The sequence below is a fragment of the Micromonospora sp. NPDC005174 genome (assembly GCF_040608495.1).
Lineage (GTDB): Bacteria > Actinomycetota > Actinomycetes > Mycobacteriales > Micromonosporaceae > Micromonospora.
Genome location: NZ_JBEXIJ010000003.1, coordinates 189,269 through 210,625, shown reverse-complemented (window position 1 = coordinate 210,625; position 21,357 = coordinate 189,269). Strand labels below are relative to the sequence as shown.

The following is a 21,357-nucleotide window of genomic DNA, read 5'->3' as shown; positions in this document are numbered from 1 at the left end:
AGCCTCCTCAGGCCGTGGTGAGGTCGTGGTTGGGGGAGAGGAAAGTCATTGAGCCGTCGTCGGCCAGCAGCACCAGACGACCGCGATACAAGGCAGGGCACTCGGCCGGGCGCTGCCACTCCTCAAGCGCCCACCCCACGTTCGGGGCCTTCGACGCCTCGGGGTTGTCGGTCACGAAGTCGTGGCAGCGGCGGCACGCCCACATCAAGTTCGACAGCCGGTCATGCCGGGTCTTCGCCTCACCGTGCCGGCCACCCGCCTTCTGGCTGATGCGGTGGCTCGGATCGGTGCCCTGCCCGAGGCAGCCGGGACGCTGGATCTCGCAGAACCCGCCAGCACGCTCAGCCAAGGCGTCGCGGACGGTCGGGGGGACAGCGGGGCGCTTACGCGACGGCTTCGGCGGCTTCCGGTCCAGCGCGGACATCCGGCCACCAGCGGCACGGTTCAGCGGCGCCCCAGCCGGCAGCGTGGAGAACGGGTTGGTGTCACCGGCAGCGGCGCGCTTCTGACGCTGCTTCTCCGACATGTGGTTGATGGGCCGCTTGCGCTCCAACATCAGCGCGCCCCGACCATGTTGAATGCCGCCTGAACGTTCTTGTTCAACGACGCCAACACCACCGACTGCTTGTCCAACACCCGCAGGTGGTCGGCCGCAGCTTCTCGGGTTGCCGTGGCGATCTCGTACGCCTGCCGCTGCTCGACCGTTGCCCGCTCGATGTGCGCCTCACGGTCCGCGACCGTGTACCCGCCTCGCTCGGGCTTCGGGCAGTCCGGGGCGAAGAACGCCGCCCGCTTGGCCGACTCGAACGCGTGTTTCGCATCCACCTCGGCCATGCGCGCGTCCTTCAACTGCTGCTGGGTGTCGTGCATCGCCCGCAGCACCCAGCGCATGGCGTTCTCAGCGTCGACCGGCGTCCACGCCTCGTACGTCGCCGACTCCCACTCGTAGGTCACGCGATGGCCCCGCTGTTCACTTCGGCAAGGAACGTCGCCATGTGGAAGCCGTTGATCTCATCGGACGCTTTGCTGAACCGGGCAGTGATGCGCTCCTCAAGGGCCGCCGCGTTCCACTTCCGCTGGCCCGCGACCGCCTGGATTTGCACCCACAGGGCGTCCGGGTTCGGCTCCACCTCGGCGTCGACCGGCTCACCGGCAGGCGGGGGCGGAGGCGTAGCAGCCGGCGCGGGCGTGGACTCGACGGGAGCGGCAGGCTTCGGCGAGTCCAGCACGGCAGCCCGAGCCTTCAACGCATCCTTCGCGGCCTCCGTCAGCGCACCGTCCTTACCGGCGGTGTTCCACAACTCCTGCAACTGCGGGATCGTCGACACCCGACCGGCGGCGTCAAGAACCTGCGCCTCGGTCAACTTCTCCGGGTCGGGAGCCTGCTCCGGTGCGGCGCCGATCGCCGCCAGGTGCTGGGCGACCATCGCCTGACGGGCGGCCTGCCCGATCTGACCGCCGAACGCCTGCGCCGGAGTGACGAACTCGAAGTGCAGCACCGGCACCATGAACGTCCGCGACTCGATCTGCTCGTTCTGCGGCCTGCCGGGGTGGAACAGCTTCTTCTCCCGGTGCTGCAACTCCAACCGGGCGGGGATCGGCTGCGCGGCGGTGGCGATCGACTCGGCCAGCATCGGCAGCTCGGCGGCGGCGTTCCAACCGTGCGACTCAAGTTTCCAGGTACCGAGCGACGGAATCTCGGCAAGCATTAGCGACATGCGCGTGGTCGGCTTGCACACGTCGCCCGGCTTCACATCCCTGCCGGCGGCCTGAGCGGCAGCCCGGACCGGGGCGCACAGGCACGACTGGTTGCGGATCTTCTCGGTCTCCCCGTCGCAGTGCCGCGACTTGAACCCGTTACCCCACAGCTCGTAGTTCGGGTCGATCTGCTGCGGCGGCACCAGCACGGGGATCGTCTTCGCGTCCGTGACCACCTCGAACTGCGGGCCCGTCGTGTGCTGCCACGGCTTCACCTCACCGCCGTACTTCGCGGCCACCGCCTCGATCAGCGACCGCGCCGGGGACGTGAACCGCAGCGTTTCCAGCTTCGCCGGGTACTCCTTGCCGCGCTGCGACAGCCGCTTCTCACCCAGGCGGATCACACCGACCTGAGTGAGCCGTCGTTGCAGGGTCTTTATGGGCATGAGATGTCTCCTCAGATTCAGGCGGCGGCCGGGGCCGGCTCAGCAGTAGAAGCGGGTGCGGCGTCCTTCTCGGCCTTGCGCTTGCGGGCGGCGATCGTCTCCGGCAACACGAACGTGTGCGACGACACCGCGGCCGGCCCCTCTTCGATCAGCCACTTCGTCAAGCCCAGCGCGTACAGGAACCCGCGCCGGTAAGTCCGCTCGGTGGTCACCGCGAGACGGGTGCTGACACCGTCCGGGCGAAGCTGCACCAACATGCCGCCGTCGGTGGGCAGCATCGGGTGCTCAATGTCGGAGTTCTTCAACCGCAGAATCGGGGCGTGGCGGTAGCCGGTGAGCTGCAACGCCTGCTCCGGGTAGAACTGCGGCCCCTCACCCTCGCGGGACTTGAAGTCGACGACCAGGTCCACGGTCAGGCCCAGCTTGTCGGCCTTCTTCCACGGGATCAGCGTCACCCGCGACACGAGCTTCGCGGCAGCCTGCGTGGCGTCGGCGCGGAACCGCACCACCCCATCCGTGGTACCCGCATACCCGGCGCCCCGGTTCACGACCAGCGCCTCAGACAACAGGAACGATTCCGGGGTCAACCCGTACTCGGCGACGAACGCCTGGAACGCCTGGACGTACGGGGCGATGTCCTGGTCGTGGGGCTTGATCTCACCCGTCAGCGACCACCACTCGGCCACATCGTGAGCGCGGGTGCCCTCATCGGCGCGGCGGGCCGTATTCGCCTTGTGCCGGTCGGCCAGCCATCGGCCCACGCACGCCTTGCATTCGATGCACGGGCACCGGTCACACCGCTCGGTGCGGTCGTGGTCGCACCGGCTGTACGTGTTCCCGCACGGCTTGATGCGGGAGGCGATGACGATCGCCGGCAGTTCGGCGAACACCCCCTGCACGGCCTGGTTGGCGGCGTACTGCATTAGGGCGTCTTTGGCGATGACACCGGTGGCAGTGGTGGTGGAGATGAGCCGGTGGTCGCCGATCAGGTAGAAGCGACGGTCGTCGGTTTCCTCCACCCCGTGGAAGGCGGGTCCGGTGCGCTCGGCGGTCTGAATGCTCACAGGTCGTCGCACCTCGCGTCGATGGCGGCGTCGTAGTCCAGGTCCGCGCGCAGGCACTCCGGCGTCGCCCAGCAGGCGGCCAGCAGCGACCCCACGGGGTTGCCGCACGTCGGGCACGTGGCCTGCTGGCGGGGGAGAGTCGGGTTCGGGCTGGGCGCGGGGAACGGGTTGCCGGGCTGCGGGGCCGGGAAGTTGGGCCGGGCGAGAGCAGTGGTCATCGGCCCACCTCGTCGACCAGGAACCCGCACGGCGGCAGGTCGCACGTCACGCAGCCGTCCGTGTTGCGGGCACCATCCGGGTCGATCGTGCAGGCGCAACCCGGCTCGGCGGTCGGCCGTGCAGCCCCACCCACGACGGCACGGGCAACAGTCGCCGCCTCCGCGAGCGTCGATGAGGTGATGCGCAACCGCCAACCGTCCGGCACCTTCCCTTCAGCGCGGCCGACGGACTCGTGAAGGTTCGCCTCGGCGTCCAGCCAATCGGCCAGCGCCCCGTCCATGTCGGGTCGCGCCCACGGGTTCGGGTTGCCGTCAACGGCCTGCGCACGTAGCCGACGGGCGGCCTCACGCAGCAACTCCACCTCGGCGGACATCAGCGCTCACCGCCCTGGCGTTCCGCCTTGCAGTCGTCGCACATCGGGCCAGTCGCCTGCGCCGACTCGCAGCCGGGGCACTCCAACGCCAGCGCCGCAGCCTCAGCCTCTTGATCCCGAAGTAGGGCGATCTGCTGCGCTTCGCCGACCAACCCCAGGAACAGGCGGGCGGCCTCAAGCTCGTCGCTTGCCGCGTCGTAGGACGACTGCGGGAGGGTGCCCAAGTCGACTAGGTGCTTGATGTGGTCGATACCCCGACCAGCGTTGCCGGTCCGGATCTGCGCGCGATGCTCGGCAATCCGCAGGTCCGACGAAGTCAGCGTGTCGAGATGCAGCCGGAGGGCTTCGGCGACCGATTCGGCGGCCAGTGCGCGGGTCTGCGCGGCAGCCTCGGCGGCGGCTCGCTCGTCCATCTTCTGCTGGCAGAAGGGGCAGAGGCCGGACTTGGCGAGGACGGGACTGCCGAGGACAACACCGCAGACCATGCAGAAGTAGTCAGGCTGCGGGGCGGCGATCAGGTCGAAGTCGGGCATGAGTCAGCTCCGCTCAAGGTTGGTGGTGGCGACCGAGCTGGTCGGTGCGAGCGAGCCGTGATTGGCGATGCGGCGCACCGCCCGGTCCCACGCGTAGCCCCAGCCCTTCTGGGTGAGGCGTGCCGATGTGGCCTCCTGATCGCCGCGAGTGTTCGTGCCGTAGGTGGAGTGCTTCGGCCGCACCAACCCGGCTTTGATCGCCTCCGCGTACGGCTCGTTACGGCGCAAGCTGCCCGCGCGGATGATCAGGCCGATGTCGCCGAGAAAGTCGCGGATGTCGTCGTGGCGCAGCTTCACCCGGTGGTTCTCGTGGGCCCACAGTTGAAGGTCGTTACAAAAGCTGGCGACAGCGGCCAGGCCATCGGCGGCCCGGAAGTGGTCGGCCTGCTGGGCGCGGGGTTCAAGCTCGGCGATGGCGGTCTGCTGCCGCTCGATCTCGCGCGCCTGGTTCGCGGCCAGTTGGAGAGCGTCGGCGAACGACTGTGGGATCTGCTGGCGCGGCGTGTTGGCGTCGCGCACCTCGGCTTCCCGGGTGCGAACGGCGAAGTACATCTGCGCGGTGGCGATCTCCGGCTTACGTGCGTCGCCGTTCATGGCGATCAGGTAGGCGGCGTACCGGGTGAGCCGGTAGTTGACGCTGGGGCGGCCGGACCCTTCTTCCCGGAGCCGGGAAAAAGCCTGGGACACATCGTGGCCGGTGGCCTGCGCGGAGGCGGTGGCGCGTTCGATGGCGTCGGTGAACCGCTCCCACTTGGTGTAGCCGAGCAGGGGCATGAGTTCGCGGGCGGACCACCACTCGGTGCCGTCGCCGTCCGTGTGCCGGATGGCGTCGAACGGGCTGCCGTCGTTGAGGTGCATCGGCAGGGCTACTTGAGTCACGCGAACTCCTGTTTCTTGCAGGTCCGGCGTATTGCTAGTTCCACCTGAATCTTACAGAACTTACGGGCGGTATGCTACCCACATGGCTGACAGTCGTGGGGAAACTGACGGAACGGCGGACGTGTTCACCGCCGAGGAAGCACGCAAGAGGTGGGCCGAGCTCATCGGCCGGGCGCAACACGCCCAGCGGCACTCGACCATCACCCGAAGCGGGAAGCGCGCAGCGATCGTCGTGGACCCCGACTGGTACGACCGAGCTGAAATCGCGCTGGCCAAACTCGCCGCAGACGACGCCTGACGCGTTCACCGCGCACCCGCCATCTCCGCAGCCCACCCGGCCAGCAGCCCACGCCGCTCCGCCAACCTGCCCACACACGCCGGACACCACGACAGGCCATCCGGCGGCACCAACGGCATCGGATCCAAGACGATCGGCCCCGATCGGCGGCCAGCCCAACCACCCGTGCCGCACAAGCCTTGCCGGCCCGCGAACGCGCCGTCCTCACGCATCACGTGCAGGCGAGTGACACGCCGCGAGCGGTAGCCCCGGTAGAAGGCGCGGGTCATGACTGCTCACCCGACCCGGCCGCAGCAGCCCGCACGATCTCTTCCGCATCCCGCAGCGCCTGGAAAAGCGGGTACAGCTCATCGAACGGCGGGTCATAGTCGCTGTCCCCGCAGTGATCACACGACCGGCGTCGCGCCCGGATTCCGTCCCGGCTGGCGTCGTGCCAGTCGTCCCACTGGTGCCCGGTCGTCTCGCACGTCGCCTTCTCCGCGCATGTGCGGCACAACGCGCGCTGGTCGGTGATCAGCCACCCGTCGCCCCGGGCGTACTCGACGGCCTCATCTTGGGTATCGAAGTGGGGCGTGCCGTCTTCCCACGCGTCGTTGCAGCCGCCGTCGCAGACGATCTCGAAGCAGGTCTTCGGCAGGAAACTCACGACGACTCACCCCGCCCGCGCCCCGCCCGCCATGCCGCGAGCAGCCCAGACAGTGCCGTGCCCAACCCGAACCCAACCAACGCGCCCGGCATCGGCCAGCCGACGACAGCAGCAGCCACGCCGAACGCGATGAGCGCCCCACCGACTACCAGCCGATCGGTGGCGTTCACCGCAGCTCACCCCGCCAGCGCCGAACCCGTTCCTCACGGCGGCGGCGGGCAGCCTCACGACGCGCCACCCGCTCCGGGTCCGCAGCGTCCGCCTCAGCCTCAGCGCGCAGTGCCGCCGCAACAACGTCGAGCATCGCCCGCCGGAACGGTTCATCCATCGGCCCGGACATGCGCACCGACGCGACCACCTGGCCGTCGTCATCGACCAGTGGCACACACCGCTCCCGGTCAGCCACGGCGCACCTCACGAAGGCGTTTCGCCGCCTGCGTCTTGCAGTCCAGGTAGCCGGCCCGCCAACCGAACTGACTCGCCGCCTCACGAGCACAGGCGAAACTGGCGACAACTAGGAACCAGAAGAGGGTGTCGTACCCGAACAGCGCGAACGGAAGGGCAGCAGCAAGGCAGCAGTAGCCGCGCCACCGCCAGCGGTCGCCGGTCTTCCCCGCACCTGCCGGGGTTCGCGCCTCAGCCACGGCCATCAGCGCCGGGCTTCTCGGCAGCTCGCCGCCCAACACGCTCGACGCACCAATTGAAGGCAGCCCGCCAGCGCGCCTCAGCCTCCACCGCTTCGTCGGCCGTCAGGGTGCGCTGGCACACCCAGCAGACGACAGCAGGACGGGTGCGCCACGGTGCCCACCAAATGCGCCGGGCAACTTTGTCGGCTGGACCGCAGCCGTCGCGACGACACGGGCCGAATCGGGACAGTGAGTTAGCCACGGCGCACCGCCCGCTGCCGGGGAACACGCGACATGACCACGGTCGCGTCGGGTTCGTCCACGCGGAGCGTGAACAGCTCCGTCACCGGCTCCGGGCGAGGCTCACCCAACGACGGATGCCACGGCTGCGGAACCCGCGCCACACCCGACGCCGAGGCGATCTCAGTCGCCCGTTCGGCGTCAACGCGACGCCCCGACAGCAGCAGCCACACCAGCGCGACCGCGCACACGATCAGCACACCGCCGGCCACAAACCCGACCGCACCCGGATCGATCCACTGCACGGCGGCGGTCACCGGCGTGTCTCCGCAGGCTTGATGACCACCGTGTCGTCGTCCGAACGGCGGTACTGCGGGGCGTGAATCGTCGGCGCGGTCCGCAAACCCGGACGTCGGGCAGGCAGTTCAACCGTCTTCGCGGCCTCCGGCGAATCCGTCTCCACCTGCTGCGGCTCAGGCTGGTCCAGCGACGGCCGCAGCAGCAACACTGCGACCCCCACCGCCAGCAAGGTCAGACCGAACCACGACGCCAGCGCTACCAGATAGTCGGCGGCGGTGATCGTGGCCACCTCGATCGGCGTGGCAGCGAACATCTCAACGGGCACGGCTGGCCTCCTCAGGCTGGGTCGGGAAAGTGGGGGAGAGTGCGGCGCGCAGGTCGGCGGCCAAGTCGTCGGGCAGGCGGTCGGCGAACTCGTGGCCCTTGCGCAGCCGGTGCGCCATCGTGTTGCTCCACGCCCGCTCCCGCTGGATTGCGTCGTGGCGTTCCTCGTTCGCCGCGTGCAGCGACTCGGCTTCGCGACGCAGGGCGGCCACGTCGGCGCGATGCATGTCCGCCTCAAGCTCCCGGCAGGCCCGCTCCCGGCGCAGCAGCGCAGCGAGCCGATCCCGCTCGGACTCCGCCTCAAACAGCAGCGACGCCGACGTGACCTGGTTGGACAGGAACGCCCGCAGCCACCGCCACCACCTCATCGGACACCACCCGGGGTGACCGTCGGCAACACCTGCGTCTGATCGCCCGGAACGTCAGAGCTGACCATCCAGTGCAGCGCGTCGTTGCGGACACGGATCTGCTCGTCGAACGGCAACGGCACCTCCGCCGACCCCTTCGCCCGATCCACCACATCCCACGGCAGACGGGCCGGCATCACCCCCGGGTCGGCAGCAGCAGCCGACCACGCCGCCTCAAACCGGTCCCGCACCACCCGGTCGGCGACATCCACCACAATCCGATCCACCTTGTCCTGCGACAGGTGGGCGCGGGCCGCCAAATGCCGGGCCACCTCAGCCGGCGACCACCCCAGCGTCGGCGCGCGCTTCCCACCCGGCTCGGCGACACGACCACCCCGACCGACCCGCACCATCAGACGGTCGACGGCGACCCGGCCCGCCCACACCCCACGCCGCCACCACACCGACAGCCGCGACGGTCGGCGTGGATGCGACGCCGGGAACACGGTGCTGCCAGCACCGCACGACTCCTGCCACGCCTGCGTCGCCCGCACCGGCCCCGGATGCTCGTCACCGATCCGCTCATTGGCGGCCCGATGCTCCCGGCCGTGCAACACGAACTCGCGGGCGGCGAACACCGCGAACCCCGCCAGCGCGACCAGCCAGGATGTGTACCCGGCGATCTCCCACCCGCTCACCGCGCCGCCCCCGACTGCCGGTGCTCGGCCCCGATCTGGGCCGCCTCGCCGGCCACATCCGCCAGGCCGGCGACAATGCCCAACCACACGCGCATCTCGGCGTCGATGGCGTACGCGCCCTCCCGCCCATCCGGGTAGTCGAACCGCTCCTGCAACGGACGACCCGACGGCAAACCCAGCAGGTCGACGTGCGTCGCCGACCAGACGGCACGGAGACGGGCGAGCAGCGGGGCAGGGTTGGTGAACAGGACGGCCGCGGTGACGATCAGCAGCCCCAGCAGCAGCGCGTACACGACCAGATCGGCCATCTCAGGCCACCTGCTGGCGGGCGAACCGGGCCGGCACCTGGTTGACGTCCGGTGTCCGATGCCGACCCACCCGGGGTGTGTACCGGCGGCCGTCGTTCACACCCGGCTCACCCACCCGGGGCAGACGGACGGTAGGGCCGTCGACATCGCGGACGCGGGGGATACGTACAGCAGCCCGGCCGGCGGCCATGGGTAGCACGTTCGCAGGCATCGCCGGGGCGGACGCGACGGAGGCTCGGATTGCGTTGTGCAACTTGCCGGCCAAACGAGACAACAGGTTCACGAGGTCTCCCATCAGGGACGGGTCAGGGATTCGAAACAGCGGCAGGCAGTGAGGTGCCCGCCGTGGAGACGTCAGGTTTGCGGTCGAGCGACGCCCAGTCCGGGCGGTCGCCGACGTCAGGCAGCAGCGGCGTGCCATCGGCGTAGCGGCCCACGTGCTGGCAGTCGTAGTGAAAGATCAGATGGTCTTCGAGGGCGGCGATTCGGGCGGCCTGGCGCTCGACAACGTCACTCGACGGTGGCGCCGGGGCGGGCCGACGTCGCGACGCCAGCCACGCGCCCACGATCAGCGACTGCGGCAGGAACACGGCAGCCAGCCCGGCCGTCACCGCCAACGACGCATCCCAACGCACGGCCGCGATCGACGCCGTGGCCAAGGCGAACACCACCCCGGCCACCGCTGCGGCGACCAGCGCGACCAGCAGACGGCGCAACGCCCGCACGCGGCGGCTCACAACGCGACCCCAGCCCGCAGGCGCTCCACCCCGACCGGATCACGCAACACCGACAGCTCCGCAACCTCGGCGACCGTCGACACCTGCTCACGCGTCAACGGGTTGACGCAGTGCAGCCGGTTCGGGGTGTGCAACCAGCGGGACACCCCACTGCCGCCGTCGGCCTGCAAGCGCACCACCGGTTCCCGGCAGTGCTGGCAGGCGCGAGGGATGACCTCATGGCGGGCGCGCATCACGAGGCAGCCCCCCACGCGTCAAACAAGGAAGGCTTCGCACTCAGGGGCCGATTCGACCACAACACCTCAGTGCGCGACTTCGCACCGTCGCGCCCGTTGCCCGTCATCGTCGGCAGGTCCAGCCGATGCCACCCGGCATACAACTCGTCGTAGAGGGCGGACGTGTAGCCAGACAGAACAACAGCCGCCCGGCAGTCGTTCAGAACCTCCGCCAGTTCCCGATGCTCGGCGTCCGACTTCATCTCATGCCGGTACAGCACCCCACGCGTTGAACCCAAATACGGAGGATCAACGTAGAGAAGCACCTCTTCGTCAACGCCGTACTTGACGATCAAGTCCAGCGCCGGCATGCACTCCAACGACACCGCGTGAAGCCGCTCTGACACCGCTTCCATGCGCGCCACATAGCCGTCCTGGTAGGCGGGCATGCCGATCGACGACCCGCGCGGCTGCACGAAATGCCGCCAACCGGTCAGCGATCCGAGCGTCCCGCCGCGGCCCTGGGTGAGCAGCACCCAGACTCGGCGGGCAACCTCAATCTCGTCGCCGACGATCGGAGACGTCCGCAGATCCACATACTCGGCGCGGGAATGCGGGGTCAGCTTGCAGGCGCGAGCCAACTCCTTCGGTCGGTCGCGCAGCACCCGGAAGAACGTCACCACGTCGTGGTCGAGGTCGTTGACTGTCTCCATCCGCACCGGCGGCTTCGCCAACAACACCGCCAAGGAACCGGCGTACGGCTCCACGTAGTGCACGTGCTCCGGCAACAGCGAGACGATCCGATCGGCGATCGCGCCTTTAGCCCCGGCGTACGGGAACGGCGGCTTCACCGCACATCACCTTCAGCGGGCACGATCTCCACCCGACGTCGACCCGACCGCACCGACTCCTCAACCGCGAACCGGTCCCGCAACCGCACCGCCGCCTGCACGTCGTCCGGGCCGAACGGCACCAGCCTCGGACCCGACGCGCGCTCAATCCGCAACACCCCGGTCACCGCACCTCACCGCCCGACAACGCGAGCAGCGCCGACACCAACACCGCGGCGGCCAGCACCCGGCAGGCGGCAATCAACCGCCACGTGCGGCGGGACTGCAACCGGCGCCACTCCTCACGGGACGCGTGGGCCTCCGACTCTGGCATCGACGGCACCGAGTGCCGGTTGAAGTCGCTCATGCGGCCACCTCCGCCCCGGTGGGGGCAATCAGACGGCCGATGAGTTCGGCAACGGAGGGCACGACTGCGTTGCCGAGGGCGCGGTTTCGGTCCACCCGTCGGGGAACCCCATCAGCCACTCGGTGTGGTTCGGGTTGCGCCGCCCAGTGATGTACGTGCCGTTGCGCTTCGCCTTCGGCAGGCCGCTCGACCCCCCCGCAGCTGCTGGAGCCGTTCGCCCGCGGGGTAGGCCAGAACGAACAGTCGCTCACGTGTGTGTGGCGCACCCATGGCGCACGCGGATAGCACTGACCACTGCGCATCGAACCCGAGCTGGGCCAGGTCACCGAGCAGCCATCCGAAGGCGTCGGCGTCGTCAAGGAGAGCTGCGACGTTTTCCACGAGGACGTACTGGGGTCGTACTGCGCGAACGACGGCAGCCATCCAGGGCCATCCCCAACGTTCGTCGGCAATGCCGCGGCGGAGGCCCGCTTCCGAGAAGGGCTGACAGGGGAAGCCTCCGGCAACCAGTCGAACAGGTGGCCTTGGTCTAGCAGTCCACCAGCTGGGGGCAGTGCGGACGTCGTCATGCTTGGGAACCTCCGGCCAGTGCTTGTCGAGTACGGAGCGGCAGAACGGGTCACGTTCGACTTGGCCGACGCAGTTCATGCCGGCGCGGTCCAACCCGAGGTCGATCCCGCCAATGCCGGTGAACAGCGACAGGTAGGTGAATGCGTCCACTACGCGCCCACCTCGTGCGGGACGGGCGACATCCGGGCGTCCTCGATCCACGTCAGCTCACTGCCGGGGTTCCGGTAGGCGACCCCCGCACCCGCACACTCCCCGTACGGGCAGGCGTGCTGCGGCACCGGGTGGGCCAGGGTGTGCGCGACCTCGTCGACCGTTGTGCAGGCCAGGTCGGCAACGAGGGGGAGGGTCCATGCCTGCGAATCCGACGGGCCGGGCAGAACGCGGGCGGTATCGGCCGTACGGGTGAGGTGGTCTATCGTGTCTGTAGTCATCAGGGCCGATTTCCTCTCGTGCAGGGATCGGGTCAGGTGGCGGAGCATCGAGCGCCTGCCGGTGGGCCCCGGCGGGCGCTCTGCTTGTTCAGGGGGAGTGGAAGTCGTCGCCTGCGGGGACCGTTGGCGCGGTCACCACTTCGCGCGCCCCATTCGCAGTGGGGACGGCAAGGCCGGGCGTCGGCACCTCACCCGACGGGAGGATGCGGGTGGTCTTCGCGGCAGCCCGCGCATCGAGCACGTCGTAGGCGCGTTCACGGGTGGGCGTCCACGTCGGGAACTGGTCGCCCATGTCGACGACCCAGCCGCCGGAAAACGCAGGCCGCGCGGTGCCGGCAGCGTGAGTGAGCGAGGTAGCGCTCATACGGCGGCACCTCGGCTACCCCGGCGAAGCCAGTGGGCGCGAGTGGAAACCCATGCCTCAAGGAGCCCTTGCCGCTCCTCCTCCGAACCCGCTTCGGCCAACACCTGCTTGATGAAGGCGTTCAGGGGTGGCGTCGTCTCGTCGGAACGCCAGATCAGATCGACATTCGTTCGGTAGCCCGCCGGATCTTCGCCCTTGGCGGCCCGACGCTCCGCCGCCTTGCGCGCAAGAACTGCGCCACCAGGGTTGGTGTAGGTCAGGAACGGTGCCCGCTCGACCAGCGCGTCGTAGTCGACGCCCTGGAACCATTCACGCCCCACCACGCTGGCACACACCTGCATTGCCGCTGCGATGACGTCCGTCTCAGCCTCAATGTGTCCGACGAACGATCGGGATACCCAGAACCGTGTGAGCGAGAGGCCGAAGTTGGCTGCCGCGACTTGGTGGGTGCGGATCCGAACACTCGGGTTGGTCGTAGATCCAACCTTCACTGTCCCGTTGTTGAACAGCAGGATGTAGACGTGGCCGCCCGACCGTGCGCGTCCGGGCAGCTCTGCCAGGTCGTAGCACTTGCGGGCGTTCATGCGGCGCTCCGCAAGGGCTTGCGGGTTTGCTTGGTCAGGTACTCCTTGACCGCTGACGCCGGCACGCGGGTCTTCGCGCGACTGTTGGTGAGATCAACGGACCGCAGCTTCCCGTCGGAGATGAGGTCGTAGATGAAGTTCTTGGAGCAGCGCCACGCCTTGGCCAGTTCGGCGACCGTGTGCATCTCTTCGGCGACCATCAGGCGGCCTCGGCCATTGCGGGCACGACCTCGAACAGTTCATCAAGGCTAGGGGTGAAGCCGTGGCGGCGCAGGGTTGCGGCGTGGCAACTCAGGGCGGTCACGGCGTTGGCCATGAACTTTTCGCCGATCTGCACCTCCGGGTTGCCGCCGAAGTGGTGGGCGGCGGCATTGGCGCGGAGCCGGGCGATGGTCTTGGTGCTCACGCCGAACAGGGCGGCGTGAGCAACGTCGGTGTCGATGCCGAGGGCACGGGTCATGGCGAACAGGACGGGGGTGTCGCCAGCTCTGCGGAGTCGCACGGTGGCGCGCGTGTCCTTGTAGCGGACATGTACGTCGTGACTCATGCGTCGACCATAGCAGACATGCACGTCTGCATGGTGGTCCGAACGGGTGATGTGTTGAAATCAAGACGGGTGTGAATGTCACTCACGGGGCGCGTTTGTGTGCGCAGCGTCTCCGGGTCGGCGTTCGCTGGGGAGCAACCTACGGAAAGTCGAGCCGGGGATGGACATACAAGTCCGCTATCGTGACCGCGTGGCCGACCGAACCAGCATCGACAGGGCAGCCTGGGCGGCGCTCGTCAGCGCACTGATCGACTCCACAGCCCGGGGTAACCAGGCTGAGTTCTCCCGCAAAATCAACGTCTCATCGCGAACCATTACTCGGTGGCTCAAGCAAGAAAACTCGGTCAACTCCGACAATATTCGCGACATCGCGCGAGCGCTCAACCAAAGCCCCGTCGATCTGCTCGTGGCTGTCGGATACCTTCGCAACGACGAGACCGAAGCCACGCAAGCAGGCGGGTACGACCCGGACATCCTTGCGCTCATGAGCAAGCTCGCCGACCCCAAAACCAGCCCAAGTGTCAAGCGGTGGATCCGCCAGCAAATGCGTTCACTGGTCGACATGCCGCAAGACGAGGCGGCCGGCGGCAGCGAGGCCGCAGGGTAGGAGGAAAGTCGCATGCCCTACATCCGCAAGCTGCCCTCCGGCAAGTGGCAGGGCACTGTGCGTGCACCCAACGGCAAGCGGCTCACCCGCACAGACTTCATCAAGAAGGTCGTCAAGGACTGGGCGAACGAAGAAGAAACCAAGATCGCCCGGGGGATGTGGCGTGACCCGCGCGCCGGCCGCAGCACCGTGCAGGAGTTCTCCGACAAGTGGTTCCCCGCCCGCGTCGTCGAGGAGGAAACCCGCCGCTCCGACGAGGGGATGATGCGCAACCACATCCTCAAACACTGGGCGGACTGGCCGATGAACTCGATCACCCCGCTGGACGTGCAGACGTGGGTGCGGCAGATGCAGAAGGCCGGGGTGGGGGCGTTCGCCATCCGGCGGGCATACAACCTCCTCTCCACCCTGTGCGGGGATGCCGTCACCGCCGGGATGCTCGCCGAGACGCCCTGCCGGAAGATCGACCTGCCGGCCACGCCGCCGAAGCTGCCCGCCTGGTTCAGCCGCGCCGAAGTGGATGCGATCCGCGCCGAACTGGACGAGCGGAACCGGGGGCACTCGGTGATGACCGAACTGATGTGCGTCGTCGGCCCCCGGTGGGGTGAAGCGGCGGCGGTGTGCGCAGGGGAGCGGGAAGACGGCAACCCGATCGACTGGCTGCGAGGGCGCATCAAGATCGTGGGTGCGCTCACCCAGTCGGGGAAGTGGAAGTCGTACCCGAAGTCGTCGAAGTCCCGGCGGGAAGTTCCGGTGCCGCGTTACCTGCTCGACCTCATGGCCCCACTGGTTGATGGACGTACAACAGATGCACGAGTCTTCGTCACCAACCGGGGTGCCAAGAACTTGTCTGGGGCGAACTGGCGGGCTGTCTGGTACGCGGCGATCGACCGGGCGAACGCGGAGATCGCGGCGCGGAACCGGAAACTGCCGGAGGGGCAGCGGGCGCCGCTGATTCAGCGCCTGGATCCGCACGATTGCAGGCACACGGCGGCGTCGTGGTTGATCCAGGACGGGGTGCCGATCGCGGATATTCAGAAGCTGCTCGGGCATGAGAGTTCACAGACCACGGCTCGTTACAGTCACTTGGCCCCCGACGCACATGGGTCGGTGGAGGCGGCGTGGAAGCGGATCCTGCCGCATCAGACGCACGTGCGACGCACGGTGGTGGACTTCCCGAGTGCTTAGCATGGTTGACCTGCGCTCGCTCAAGATCCATGCGATCCCGATGACGCAGCACGTCGAGTGCGTCGGACTGCTGCTTCCGCCGGCCGCCGCGTAGCGACCGGCGGCGGATTCGCCCCTGACCAGGCGCTCAGCCGGCCGGCTCGACGCGAGCGGCTCGGGCCAGGCTGCGGAGTACCGGGCGGCCGATAGACTCTCCGGTCATGAGCGTTGAAGAGGACACGGCCAACCACGGTCGGCTGCTGGGGACGGTACGCGGTCCACAGGACGTCAAGCGGATGTCGGGCGAGGAGCTGGAAGTGCTCGCCGCCGAGATCCGGGACTTCCTGATCGCCAAGGTCTCCCGCACCGGCGGGCACGTCGGGCCCAACCTCGGTGTGGTCGAGCTGACGCTGGCCATGCACCGCGTCTTCGACTCCCCCCGGGACCGGCTCCTGTTCGACACCGGCCACCAGGCGTACGTGCACAAGATCCTCACCGGGCGTCAGGCCGGCTTCGACAAGCTCCGGCAGCGCGGCGGCCTCTCCGGCTACCCCAGCCAGGCCGAGAGCGAGCACGACCTCATCGAGAACTCGCACGCCTCCACCGCCCTCTCCTACGCCGACGGCCTCGCCAAGGCGTACGCCCTGCGTGGTGAGCAGCGCAGCGTCGTGGCCGTGGTCGGCGACGGCGCGCTCACCGGCGGCATGTGCTGGGAGGCGCTGAACAACATCGCCACCGCCGGCAACTCGCTGGTGATCGTGGTCAACGACAACGGCCGCTCCTACTCGCCGACCATCGGCGGCCTGGCCGACCACCTCTCCTCGCTGCGGCTCAACCCGGGCTACGAGAAGGTCCTCGACACCGTCAAGGACGCCCTCGGCTCCACCCCGCTCGTCGGCAAGCCGATGTACGAGGTGCTGCACGCGGTCAAGAAGGGCATCAAGGACGCCGTCGCCCCGCAGGCCATGTTCGAGGACCTGGGCATCAAGTACGTCGGCCCGGTCGACGGGCACGACGTGGCGGCCGTCGAGTCGGCCCTGCGCGCGGCGAAGAACTTCGGCGGCCCGGTGATCGTGCACGCCGTCACCCGCAAGGGGTACGGCTACCGCCCGGCCGAGGAGGACGAGGCGGACTGCCTGCACGGCCCGAGCAGCGCCTTCGACGTGGAGACCGGCACGCTGCTGGCTGCCCCGTCGGTGAAGTGGACCCACGTCTTCTCGGACGAGCTGCTGGCCGTCGCCGACGAACGCCCCGACGTGGTGGGCATCACCGCCGCCATGGCCGAGCCGACCGGCATCGCCAAGTTGGCCCGCAAGTACCCCGAGCGGGTGTACGACGTGGGCATCGCCGAGCAGCACGCCGCCACCTCGGCGGCCGGCCTGGCACTCGGTGGCCTGCACCCGGTCGTCGCCGTCTATGCGACCTTCCTCAACCGCGCCTTCGACCAGGTCCTGCTGGACGTGGCGATGCACAAGCTGCCGGTGACCTTCGTGCTGGACCGGGCGGGCATCACCGGCCCCGACGGCCCCAGCCACTACGGCATCTGGGACATGTCGGTCTTCGGGGTGGTGCCCGGCCTGCGGATCGCGGCACCCCGTGACGCCGCCACGCTCCGGGAGGAGCTGCGGGAGGCGGTGGCCACCGACGACGGCCCGACCGTCCTGCGCTTCCCGACCGGCTCGGTCGCCACCGACCTGCCCGCGCTGCGCCGGGTCGGCACCGTCGACGTACTGGCCGAGTCGGCACGTACCGACGTGCTGCTCGTCGCCGTCGGTGCCTTCGGCCAGATGGGCATGGAGGTCGCCGCCCGGGTCGCCGAGCACGGCTACGGCGTCACCGTCGTCGACCCCCGCTGGGTGCGCCCCGTGCCGGCCGAGCTGGTCGACATGGCCGCCCGCCACCGGCTCGTGGTCAGCATCGAGGACGGGGTCCGCGTCGGGGGTGTCGGTGACGCTCTCGGCCAGGCGATGCGCGACGCCGACGTCCGCGTGCCGCTCAAGGACCTGGGCGTACCGGCCGACTGGCACCCGCACGGCACCCGCGCGCAGATCCTCGCCGACCTCGGCCTCACCGCGCAGGACGTGGCCCGCGACGTCACCGGCTGGATCTCCCGCCTGGACGCCACCCCGGACCACCTGACCCCCGCCAGCAAGACGGCAGCCCAGAACTAACCCCCGGAACCTCACGACGGCGGGCAGCCCCCCGAGGGCTGCCCGCCGTCCTGCGCCTCCCGGGCCCCTCTCTCCGCGCGCCTCCGGGCCCCTCTCTCCGCGCGCCTCCCGGCCTCCCTCCGCGCGCCTCCCGGCCTCTCTCCGCGCGCCGATCTTGCACTTTCGGTTGTTGTAATGCACATGTTCGTGCCTTTTGTCGCAACAGAAAGTGCAAGATCGCTGGGGCTGGGGCTGGGGCTGGGGCTGGGGCTGGGGGCTGGGGCTCGGGCTGGGGCTCGGGGAAAGGTAACGGGGTTAGCGGCGGGGGCTTACTGAGCGGTAGTGGGTCTTGTCGGTGTTGGCGAGGCTGTAGGTCTGGGTGCGGGATGGCTCGGGCACGACCACCAGGCCGGGGCGTTCCACCAGCAGTGGGGTGCCCGGCGGCACCGAGAGCGAGCTGTCCCGGGTGGCCCGCCAGCTGAGTACGAGCAGAGGTTGGCCGGGGACCGGGAGCTGGTACGTCTGCAGTGGGGTGGCCCGGTCGGCCGGCGAGACCACCGGGGCGCTCCCGTTCGCCGGGCGGTAGACGACAGCGGTCATGGTGCCGGCGTCGGTGTCCCAGCTGAGCTGCTGCAACTCGGCCGGCTCGCCGCCGCCGAGCGCCACCTCGCCGAGTGAACGGACCGAGAGCTTCGCCATCGGCCAGGACGTCGGCACCGACTTCGGCGCGTCCCGGTCGCCGATCCGGCGCGGGATGCTGCCGAACGGACCCCGCTCACCCGCCAGCACGCAGGTGTCGAGGCCGGTGAGCGCCCGCCGCCCCGCGCCGGACTCGTCCCGGACCAGCGGATAGCGCGGGTCGGTCGTGCCGGTGCCCAGGTCGAGCAGGCGGTCGGCGGCCCGTCCCCGAGGCAGAGACTCGGTGGCCCGGAGGGTTGCCGTCACGCCCACCGCCATGCAGGCCGGCACGTCGACCGGGGCGCTGAGACCGTCGGCGACGACCAACGCCCGTCCCTGCGGTCCGAGGAGCTGCTGCACCCGCGCCGAGACCAGGTAGCGTCGGCCGCCGGCAGTCTGCACCGGAAGCACGTCGGAGTAGACCAGGTAGCCGGGGTCGGTGTACTCGGTGGCGCGGGTGATGGCGTACCGGCCGCCGTCGCCGGTGAGTTGCAGCAGCCAGGACGCGCTCTCGCCGGGCACGTCGGCCGCGACCAGGGCCACCGGGGCACCGTCGACGCGACCGGAGAAGAGGATGCCGGACGAGGGCAGGTGCGCACGGTCGTCGGCTGGCGAGCGCCACTCGCGCACCGCCTCGGTGACCGCCCTCGTCACCGCCGTGTCGCCGGACAGGTCACCCCGCGGTGGCCACACGGCCAGTGTGCCGTCGAGGCTGTCGTACCCCACCCGCAGATCACGGGGCGCTCGGTCCGCGACGGGACCGCACGCGGCGGCGGTCAACAGCGCGGCGAGCAGGACAGCGAACGTCCTGCCGTGCCGGCGGCCCGGAGTCACCTGATCCGCCCCCGATCGCCTCGCCGTCGTTCCCGGAAAGCGCCATAGTACGAGATGTCCGACGCGACGCCGCCGCTGGTCGGTTCCGCACCCACCACAATGGACGCCACCGCGGCTTTAGTGCCCTTTCGTCACTCGGGTAGACTCCGCCGACTGTGACGCCTGCCGAGTCCCGCGCCCTCGCTTCCCGGGCCAGGTCCGTCGGGGCGCCCGGCGACTCCGCCGCTCCGACCGACCGCGTCGACACCGCCCCGGCCCCGACAGCGTCCCCAACCTCGGCCGCGTCGACCTCACCCGCGTCGGAAGCGTCCGTGTCGACCTCGACCGTGCCGGACGGGTCCGCGCCCGCGATGAGTGCCCAGACCTCGACCGTGCCGGACGCGTCCGCGCCCGCGACGAGTGCCCAGACCTCGACCGTGCCGGACGAGTCCGCGCCGGCACCGACCGCGCCGGACGAGACGGTTGCGGCGTCCGGGTCGAGCCGGAGCCGTTGGTCGGGCTGGACCCGGCGACGACAGCACCTGGCGGTCGGCGCGCTGTTCCTGCTCGCCGCACTCTGGGTGACCAGCCGGATCTGGCTGGACCCGGCCGGCCGGGTGGCGTCGCTCTACACCGGTGATCCCGCCCAGGTGCAGTTCTTCCTCGCCCATTCGGTGCGGGTGGTGCTGCACGGGGAGTATCCGTTCTACACCGAGCAGTTCAACTACCCCGACGGCGTCAACCTGATGGCCAACACGGCGGTGCTGGCGCTGGGCATCCCGATGGTGCCGGTGACCCTGCTGTTCGGCCCTGCGGTGTCCTTCGTCATGTTGGTGACGCTCGGCCTCGCCGGCACCGCCCTGGCCTGGTACTTCGTGCTCCGTCGTCACATCGTGCGTACGCCGCTCGCGGCTGCGGCCGGCGGCTGGTTCTGCGGCTTCTCCCCGGCGATGCTCTCGCACGCCAGTTGGCACCCGAACATCATCAGCCAGTTCCTGCTGCCGTTCATCGTCTGGCGGGTTTTGGTGCTCACCCGTTCGCGCCGGCCGGTCCGCGACGGCGTCCTGCTGGCGTTGCTCGTCACCGCCCAGGCGTTCATCAACGAGGAGATTCTGCTCTTCACGGCGATGGCCTGCGGGATCTTCCTGCTCGCGGTGGTGGCCCAGGAGCCGGCCCGCTGGTCGGCGGCGTGGCGACCGCTGGCCGCCGGTCTCGCCGCCTGCGCGCTGGTGGCCGGGGCGCTGCTGGCGTACCCGCTGTACGTGCAGTTCGCCGGGCCGATGGCGTACCACGGGCTCAGCGACGCGGTGCAGGACTACGGCAACGACATCGCCTCCTTCTTCGCGCCCGGCTCGGCCACGCTCGGCGGCAACCAGCGGGCCAACGTCAACCTGGCGCCGAACTACTCGGAGGAGAACGCCTTCTTCGGCTGGAGCCTGTCGCTGCTGGCCGTCGGCGTCGTGGTCTGGCTGCGTCGGGAGATGGTCGTGCGGGCGCTCGCCAGTACCGGCGCGTTCTTCGCCCTGCTGTCGCTCGGCGAGCAGATCTCCTGGTGGGACCGGGACCTGATCGCGGGGCCGTGGGAGCTGCTGGTGCACCTGCCCCTGCTGGACGCGGTGGTGCCGACCCGCTTCGGTCTGATCACCACGGTCGTCATCGGCCTGCTGCTCGCGCTCGCCGTCGAGCGGGCCTGGGCGCTGCGTCCGGCCGAGCGGCGTACCGTCCGGACGCTGACCGCCGCCGGCCTGGCGTTCGCGCTGCTGCCGATCGCTCCGATGCCGCTGCGGATGGTCTCCCGGCCGCCGGTGCCGGAGTTCATCACCGCCGACCGCTGGCGGGCGTACGTCGGTCCGGACCAGACGCTCGTGCCGATCCCGGTGCCCAGCATGGGCAACACGCACGGCATGCGCTGGGCGGCGGCCACCAACCTCGACTTCAAGATCCCGGGTGGTTACTTCCTCGCCCCCCGCAACGGCAACACCGGCGACCCGGGCCGGTTCGGCGGCCGACCGAGCGGGGTCAGCCAACTGCTGGAGGAGGTGGCGACCACCGGTCGTACCTCCAAGCTGGACGACCGGCAGCGCCGGCGCTTCACGGACGAGTTGCGGCACTGGCGGGCGGCGATCCTCGTGCTCCCGGTCCGGCAGCAGAACGCCGAGCCGCTGCGGCGTACCGTCGAGGAGCTGGTCGGTCCCGGTCGGCAGGAGCTGGACGTCTGGGTGTGGGACGTCCGGACGCTGACCGACCGCTCGGTCTGACGACCACCCGGAACGGCGCCGCTCGGGGTGCCGCCCGCGC

General features: G+C 69.7%; 34 protein-coding genes. 5 read left to right on the top strand and 29 right to left on the bottom strand.

Going from position 1 to position 21,357, the window contains the following annotated elements:
- Positions 1-7 precede the first annotated feature (7 nt).
- From ABZU91_RS05125 to ABZU91_RS05090, 8 genes are read right to left on the bottom strand one after another with little or no spacing between them, the layout of a single operon-like run.
- Positions 8-556, bottom strand: a complete 549-nt coding sequence (locus ABZU91_RS05125; protein WP_355234073.1) for a hypothetical protein — start codon at positions 554-556, stop codon at positions 8-10.
- The gene (locus tag ABZU91_RS05120; protein ID WP_355234071.1) at positions 556-954 is read right to left on the bottom strand and encodes a hypothetical protein; all 399 of its coding nucleotides are present in this window, start codon (positions 952-954) and stop codon (positions 556-558) included. Before ABZU91_RS05120 ends, ABZU91_RS05125 begins: the two co-directional genes overlap by 1 nt.
- Positions 951-2,144, bottom strand: a complete 1,194-nt coding sequence (locus tag ABZU91_RS05115; protein WP_355234069.1) for a hypothetical protein — start codon at positions 2,142-2,144, stop codon at positions 951-953. The genes ABZU91_RS05120 and ABZU91_RS05115 overlap by 4 nt, the downstream gene beginning before the upstream one ends.
- Before the next feature lie 17 nt (positions 2,145-2,161).
- A complete protein-coding gene (locus ABZU91_RS05110; RefSeq protein ID WP_355234066.1) occupies positions 2,162-3,208 on the bottom strand; it encodes a hypothetical protein in 1,047 nt (348 codons plus the stop codon).
- On the bottom strand, positions 3,205-3,426 hold the full coding sequence (locus ABZU91_RS05105) for a hypothetical protein (RefSeq protein ID WP_355234063.1): 222 nt from the start codon (positions 3,424-3,426) through the stop codon (positions 3,205-3,207). The genes ABZU91_RS05110 and ABZU91_RS05105 overlap by 4 nt, the downstream gene beginning before the upstream one ends.
- The gene (locus tag ABZU91_RS05100; RefSeq protein ID WP_355234060.1) at positions 3,423-3,800 is read right to left on the bottom strand and encodes a hypothetical protein; all 378 of its coding nucleotides are present in this window, start codon (positions 3,798-3,800) and stop codon (positions 3,423-3,425) included. The genes ABZU91_RS05105 and ABZU91_RS05100 overlap by 4 nt, the downstream gene beginning before the upstream one ends.
- Complete coding sequence (locus tag ABZU91_RS05095; RefSeq protein WP_355234058.1) at positions 3,800-4,333, bottom strand: hypothetical protein; 534 nt, start codon at positions 4,331-4,333, stop codon at positions 3,800-3,802. The genes ABZU91_RS05100 and ABZU91_RS05095 overlap by 1 nt, the downstream gene beginning before the upstream one ends.
- A 3-nt stretch (positions 4,334-4,336) precedes the next feature.
- A complete protein-coding gene (locus tag ABZU91_RS05090; RefSeq protein WP_355234055.1) occupies positions 4,337-5,212 on the bottom strand; it encodes a phage antirepressor KilAC domain-containing protein in 876 nt (291 codons plus the stop codon).
- A gap of 82 nt (positions 5,213-5,294) precedes the next feature.
- Between ABZU91_RS05090 and ABZU91_RS05085 the strand changes: the two genes are divergently transcribed.
- Positions 5,295-5,510 carry a type II toxin-antitoxin system prevent-host-death family antitoxin gene (locus tag ABZU91_RS05085; RefSeq protein ID WP_355234052.1) on the top strand — a complete coding sequence of 72 codons (216 nt, stop codon included), beginning with the start codon at positions 5,295-5,297 and terminating at the stop codon, positions 5,508-5,510.
- Positions 5,511-5,775: 265 nt separating this feature from the next.
- Here ABZU91_RS05085 and ABZU91_RS05080 read toward each other — a convergent pair whose 3' ends face one another.
- The 20 genes from ABZU91_RS05080 to ABZU91_RS04985 form a co-directional block, all read right to left on the bottom strand.
- On the bottom strand, positions 5,776-6,156 hold the full coding sequence (locus ABZU91_RS05080; protein WP_355234050.1) for a hypothetical protein: 381 nt from the start codon (positions 6,154-6,156) through the stop codon (positions 5,776-5,778).
- Positions 6,153-6,326, bottom strand: a complete 174-nt coding sequence (locus ABZU91_RS05075; RefSeq protein ID WP_355234048.1) for a hypothetical protein — start codon at positions 6,324-6,326, stop codon at positions 6,153-6,155. Before ABZU91_RS05075 ends, ABZU91_RS05080 begins: the two co-directional genes overlap by 4 nt.
- The gene (locus ABZU91_RS05070) at positions 6,323-6,541 is read right to left on the bottom strand and encodes a hypothetical protein (RefSeq protein ID WP_355234046.1); all 219 of its coding nucleotides are present in this window, start codon (positions 6,539-6,541) and stop codon (positions 6,323-6,325) included. The genes ABZU91_RS05075 and ABZU91_RS05070 overlap by 4 nt, the downstream gene beginning before the upstream one ends.
- 13 nt (positions 6,542-6,554) lie before the next feature.
- Positions 6,555-6,806 (bottom strand): hypothetical protein, encoded by a 252-nt coding sequence (locus tag ABZU91_RS05065; RefSeq protein WP_355234044.1) that lies wholly within the window; start codon positions 6,804-6,806, stop codon positions 6,555-6,557.
- Between the two features lie 230 nt (positions 6,807-7,036).
- Positions 7,037-7,339, bottom strand: coding sequence for a hypothetical protein (locus ABZU91_RS05060; RefSeq protein WP_355234042.1), 303 nt, complete (start codon positions 7,337-7,339; stop codon positions 7,037-7,039).
- The gene (locus tag ABZU91_RS05055) at positions 7,336-7,611 is read right to left on the bottom strand and encodes a hypothetical protein (RefSeq protein WP_355234040.1); all 276 of its coding nucleotides are present in this window, start codon (positions 7,609-7,611) and stop codon (positions 7,336-7,338) included. The genes ABZU91_RS05060 and ABZU91_RS05055 overlap by 4 nt, the downstream gene beginning before the upstream one ends.
- A 25-nt stretch (positions 7,612-7,636) precedes the next feature.
- Positions 7,637-8,014, bottom strand: coding sequence for a hypothetical protein (locus ABZU91_RS05050; RefSeq protein WP_355234038.1), 378 nt, complete (start codon positions 8,012-8,014; stop codon positions 7,637-7,639).
- Positions 8,011-8,691: a hypothetical protein gene (locus tag ABZU91_RS05045; protein ID WP_355234036.1), complete on the bottom strand. Its 681-nt coding sequence runs from the start codon at positions 8,689-8,691 to the stop codon at positions 8,011-8,013. The genes ABZU91_RS05050 and ABZU91_RS05045 overlap by 4 nt, the downstream gene beginning before the upstream one ends.
- Positions 8,688-8,999 (bottom strand): hypothetical protein, encoded by a 312-nt coding sequence (locus ABZU91_RS05040; RefSeq protein ID WP_355234034.1) that lies wholly within the window; start codon positions 8,997-8,999, stop codon positions 8,688-8,690. The genes ABZU91_RS05045 and ABZU91_RS05040 overlap by 4 nt, the downstream gene beginning before the upstream one ends.
- Positions 9,000-9,304: 305 nt before the next feature.
- Complete coding sequence (locus tag ABZU91_RS05035; RefSeq protein WP_355234032.1) at positions 9,305-9,736, bottom strand: hypothetical protein; 432 nt, start codon at positions 9,734-9,736, stop codon at positions 9,305-9,307.
- Positions 9,733-9,969, bottom strand: coding sequence for a hypothetical protein (locus ABZU91_RS05030; RefSeq protein WP_355234030.1), 237 nt, complete (start codon positions 9,967-9,969; stop codon positions 9,733-9,735). The genes ABZU91_RS05035 and ABZU91_RS05030 overlap by 4 nt, the downstream gene beginning before the upstream one ends.
- Positions 9,969-10,802, bottom strand: a complete 834-nt coding sequence (locus tag ABZU91_RS05025) for a DNA adenine methylase (RefSeq protein WP_355234028.1) — start codon at positions 10,800-10,802, stop codon at positions 9,969-9,971. The genes ABZU91_RS05030 and ABZU91_RS05025 overlap by 1 nt, the downstream gene beginning before the upstream one ends.
- Entirely contained in the window at positions 10,799-10,969 is a 171-nt protein-coding gene (locus ABZU91_RS05020) for a hypothetical protein (RefSeq protein WP_355234026.1), read from the bottom strand. Before ABZU91_RS05020 ends, ABZU91_RS05025 begins: the two co-directional genes overlap by 4 nt.
- Positions 10,966-11,148, bottom strand: coding sequence for a hypothetical protein (locus ABZU91_RS05015; protein WP_355234024.1), 183 nt, complete (start codon positions 11,146-11,148; stop codon positions 10,966-10,968). Before ABZU91_RS05015 ends, ABZU91_RS05020 begins: the two co-directional genes overlap by 4 nt.
- Positions 11,149-11,259: 111 nt before the next feature.
- Positions 11,260-11,868 carry a DNA (cytosine-5-)-methyltransferase gene (gene dcm, locus ABZU91_RS05010; protein WP_355234022.1) on the bottom strand — a complete coding sequence of 203 codons (609 nt, stop codon included), beginning with the start codon at positions 11,866-11,868 and terminating at the stop codon, positions 11,260-11,262.
- The gene (locus ABZU91_RS05005) at positions 11,868-12,149 is read right to left on the bottom strand and encodes a hypothetical protein (protein ID WP_355234020.1); all 282 of its coding nucleotides are present in this window, start codon (positions 12,147-12,149) and stop codon (positions 11,868-11,870) included. Before ABZU91_RS05005 ends, dcm begins: the two co-directional genes overlap by 1 nt.
- Positions 12,150-12,237: 88 nt before the next feature.
- The gene (locus ABZU91_RS05000) at positions 12,238-12,513 is read right to left on the bottom strand and encodes a hypothetical protein (protein WP_355234018.1); all 276 of its coding nucleotides are present in this window, start codon (positions 12,511-12,513) and stop codon (positions 12,238-12,240) included.
- Complete coding sequence (locus tag ABZU91_RS04995) at positions 12,510-13,097, bottom strand: GIY-YIG nuclease family protein (protein ID WP_355234015.1); 588 nt, start codon at positions 13,095-13,097, stop codon at positions 12,510-12,512. The genes ABZU91_RS05000 and ABZU91_RS04995 overlap by 4 nt, the downstream gene beginning before the upstream one ends.
- On the bottom strand, positions 13,094-13,297 hold the full coding sequence (locus ABZU91_RS04990) for a helix-turn-helix domain-containing protein (protein ID WP_355234013.1): 204 nt from the start codon (positions 13,295-13,297) through the stop codon (positions 13,094-13,096). Before ABZU91_RS04990 ends, ABZU91_RS04995 begins: the two co-directional genes overlap by 4 nt.
- On the bottom strand, positions 13,297-13,644 hold the full coding sequence (locus ABZU91_RS04985; protein WP_355234011.1) for a hypothetical protein: 348 nt from the start codon (positions 13,642-13,644) through the stop codon (positions 13,297-13,299). The genes ABZU91_RS04990 and ABZU91_RS04985 overlap by 1 nt, the downstream gene beginning before the upstream one ends.
- Positions 13,645-13,834: 190 nt before the next feature.
- On the opposite strand from ABZU91_RS04985, the gene ABZU91_RS04980 reads away from it, so the two are divergent.
- The 3 genes from ABZU91_RS04980 to dxs all read left to right on the top strand — a co-directional run bounded on the left by ABZU91_RS04980 (position 13,835) and on the right by dxs (position 17,589).
- Positions 13,835-14,251: a helix-turn-helix transcriptional regulator gene (locus ABZU91_RS04980; RefSeq protein WP_355234009.1), complete on the top strand. Its 417-nt coding sequence runs from the start codon at positions 13,835-13,837 to the stop codon at positions 14,249-14,251.
- 12 nt (positions 14,252-14,263) lie between these two features.
- On the top strand, positions 14,264-15,439 hold the full coding sequence (locus tag ABZU91_RS04975) for a tyrosine-type recombinase/integrase (protein WP_355234007.1): 1,176 nt from the start codon (positions 14,264-14,266) through the stop codon (positions 15,437-15,439).
- A gap of 200 nt (positions 15,440-15,639) precedes the next feature.
- Positions 15,640-17,589, top strand: coding sequence for a 1-deoxy-D-xylulose-5-phosphate synthase (gene dxs / locus ABZU91_RS04970; RefSeq protein ID WP_355234005.1), 1,950 nt, complete (start codon positions 15,640-15,642; stop codon positions 17,587-17,589).
- A gap of 294 nt (positions 17,590-17,883) precedes the next feature.
- On the opposite strand, the gene ABZU91_RS04965 is transcribed toward dxs, so the two are convergent.
- On the bottom strand, positions 17,884-19,080 hold the full coding sequence (locus ABZU91_RS04965) for a hypothetical protein (RefSeq protein WP_355234003.1): 1,197 nt from the start codon (positions 19,078-19,080) through the stop codon (positions 17,884-17,886).
- A gap of 311 nt (positions 19,081-19,391) precedes the next feature.
- Between ABZU91_RS04965 and ABZU91_RS04960 the strand changes: the two genes are divergently transcribed.
- Positions 19,392-21,317, top strand: a complete 1,926-nt coding sequence (locus ABZU91_RS04960; protein ID WP_355234001.1) for a hypothetical protein — start codon at positions 19,392-19,394, stop codon at positions 21,315-21,317.
- Positions 21,318-21,357 lie beyond the last annotated feature (40 nt).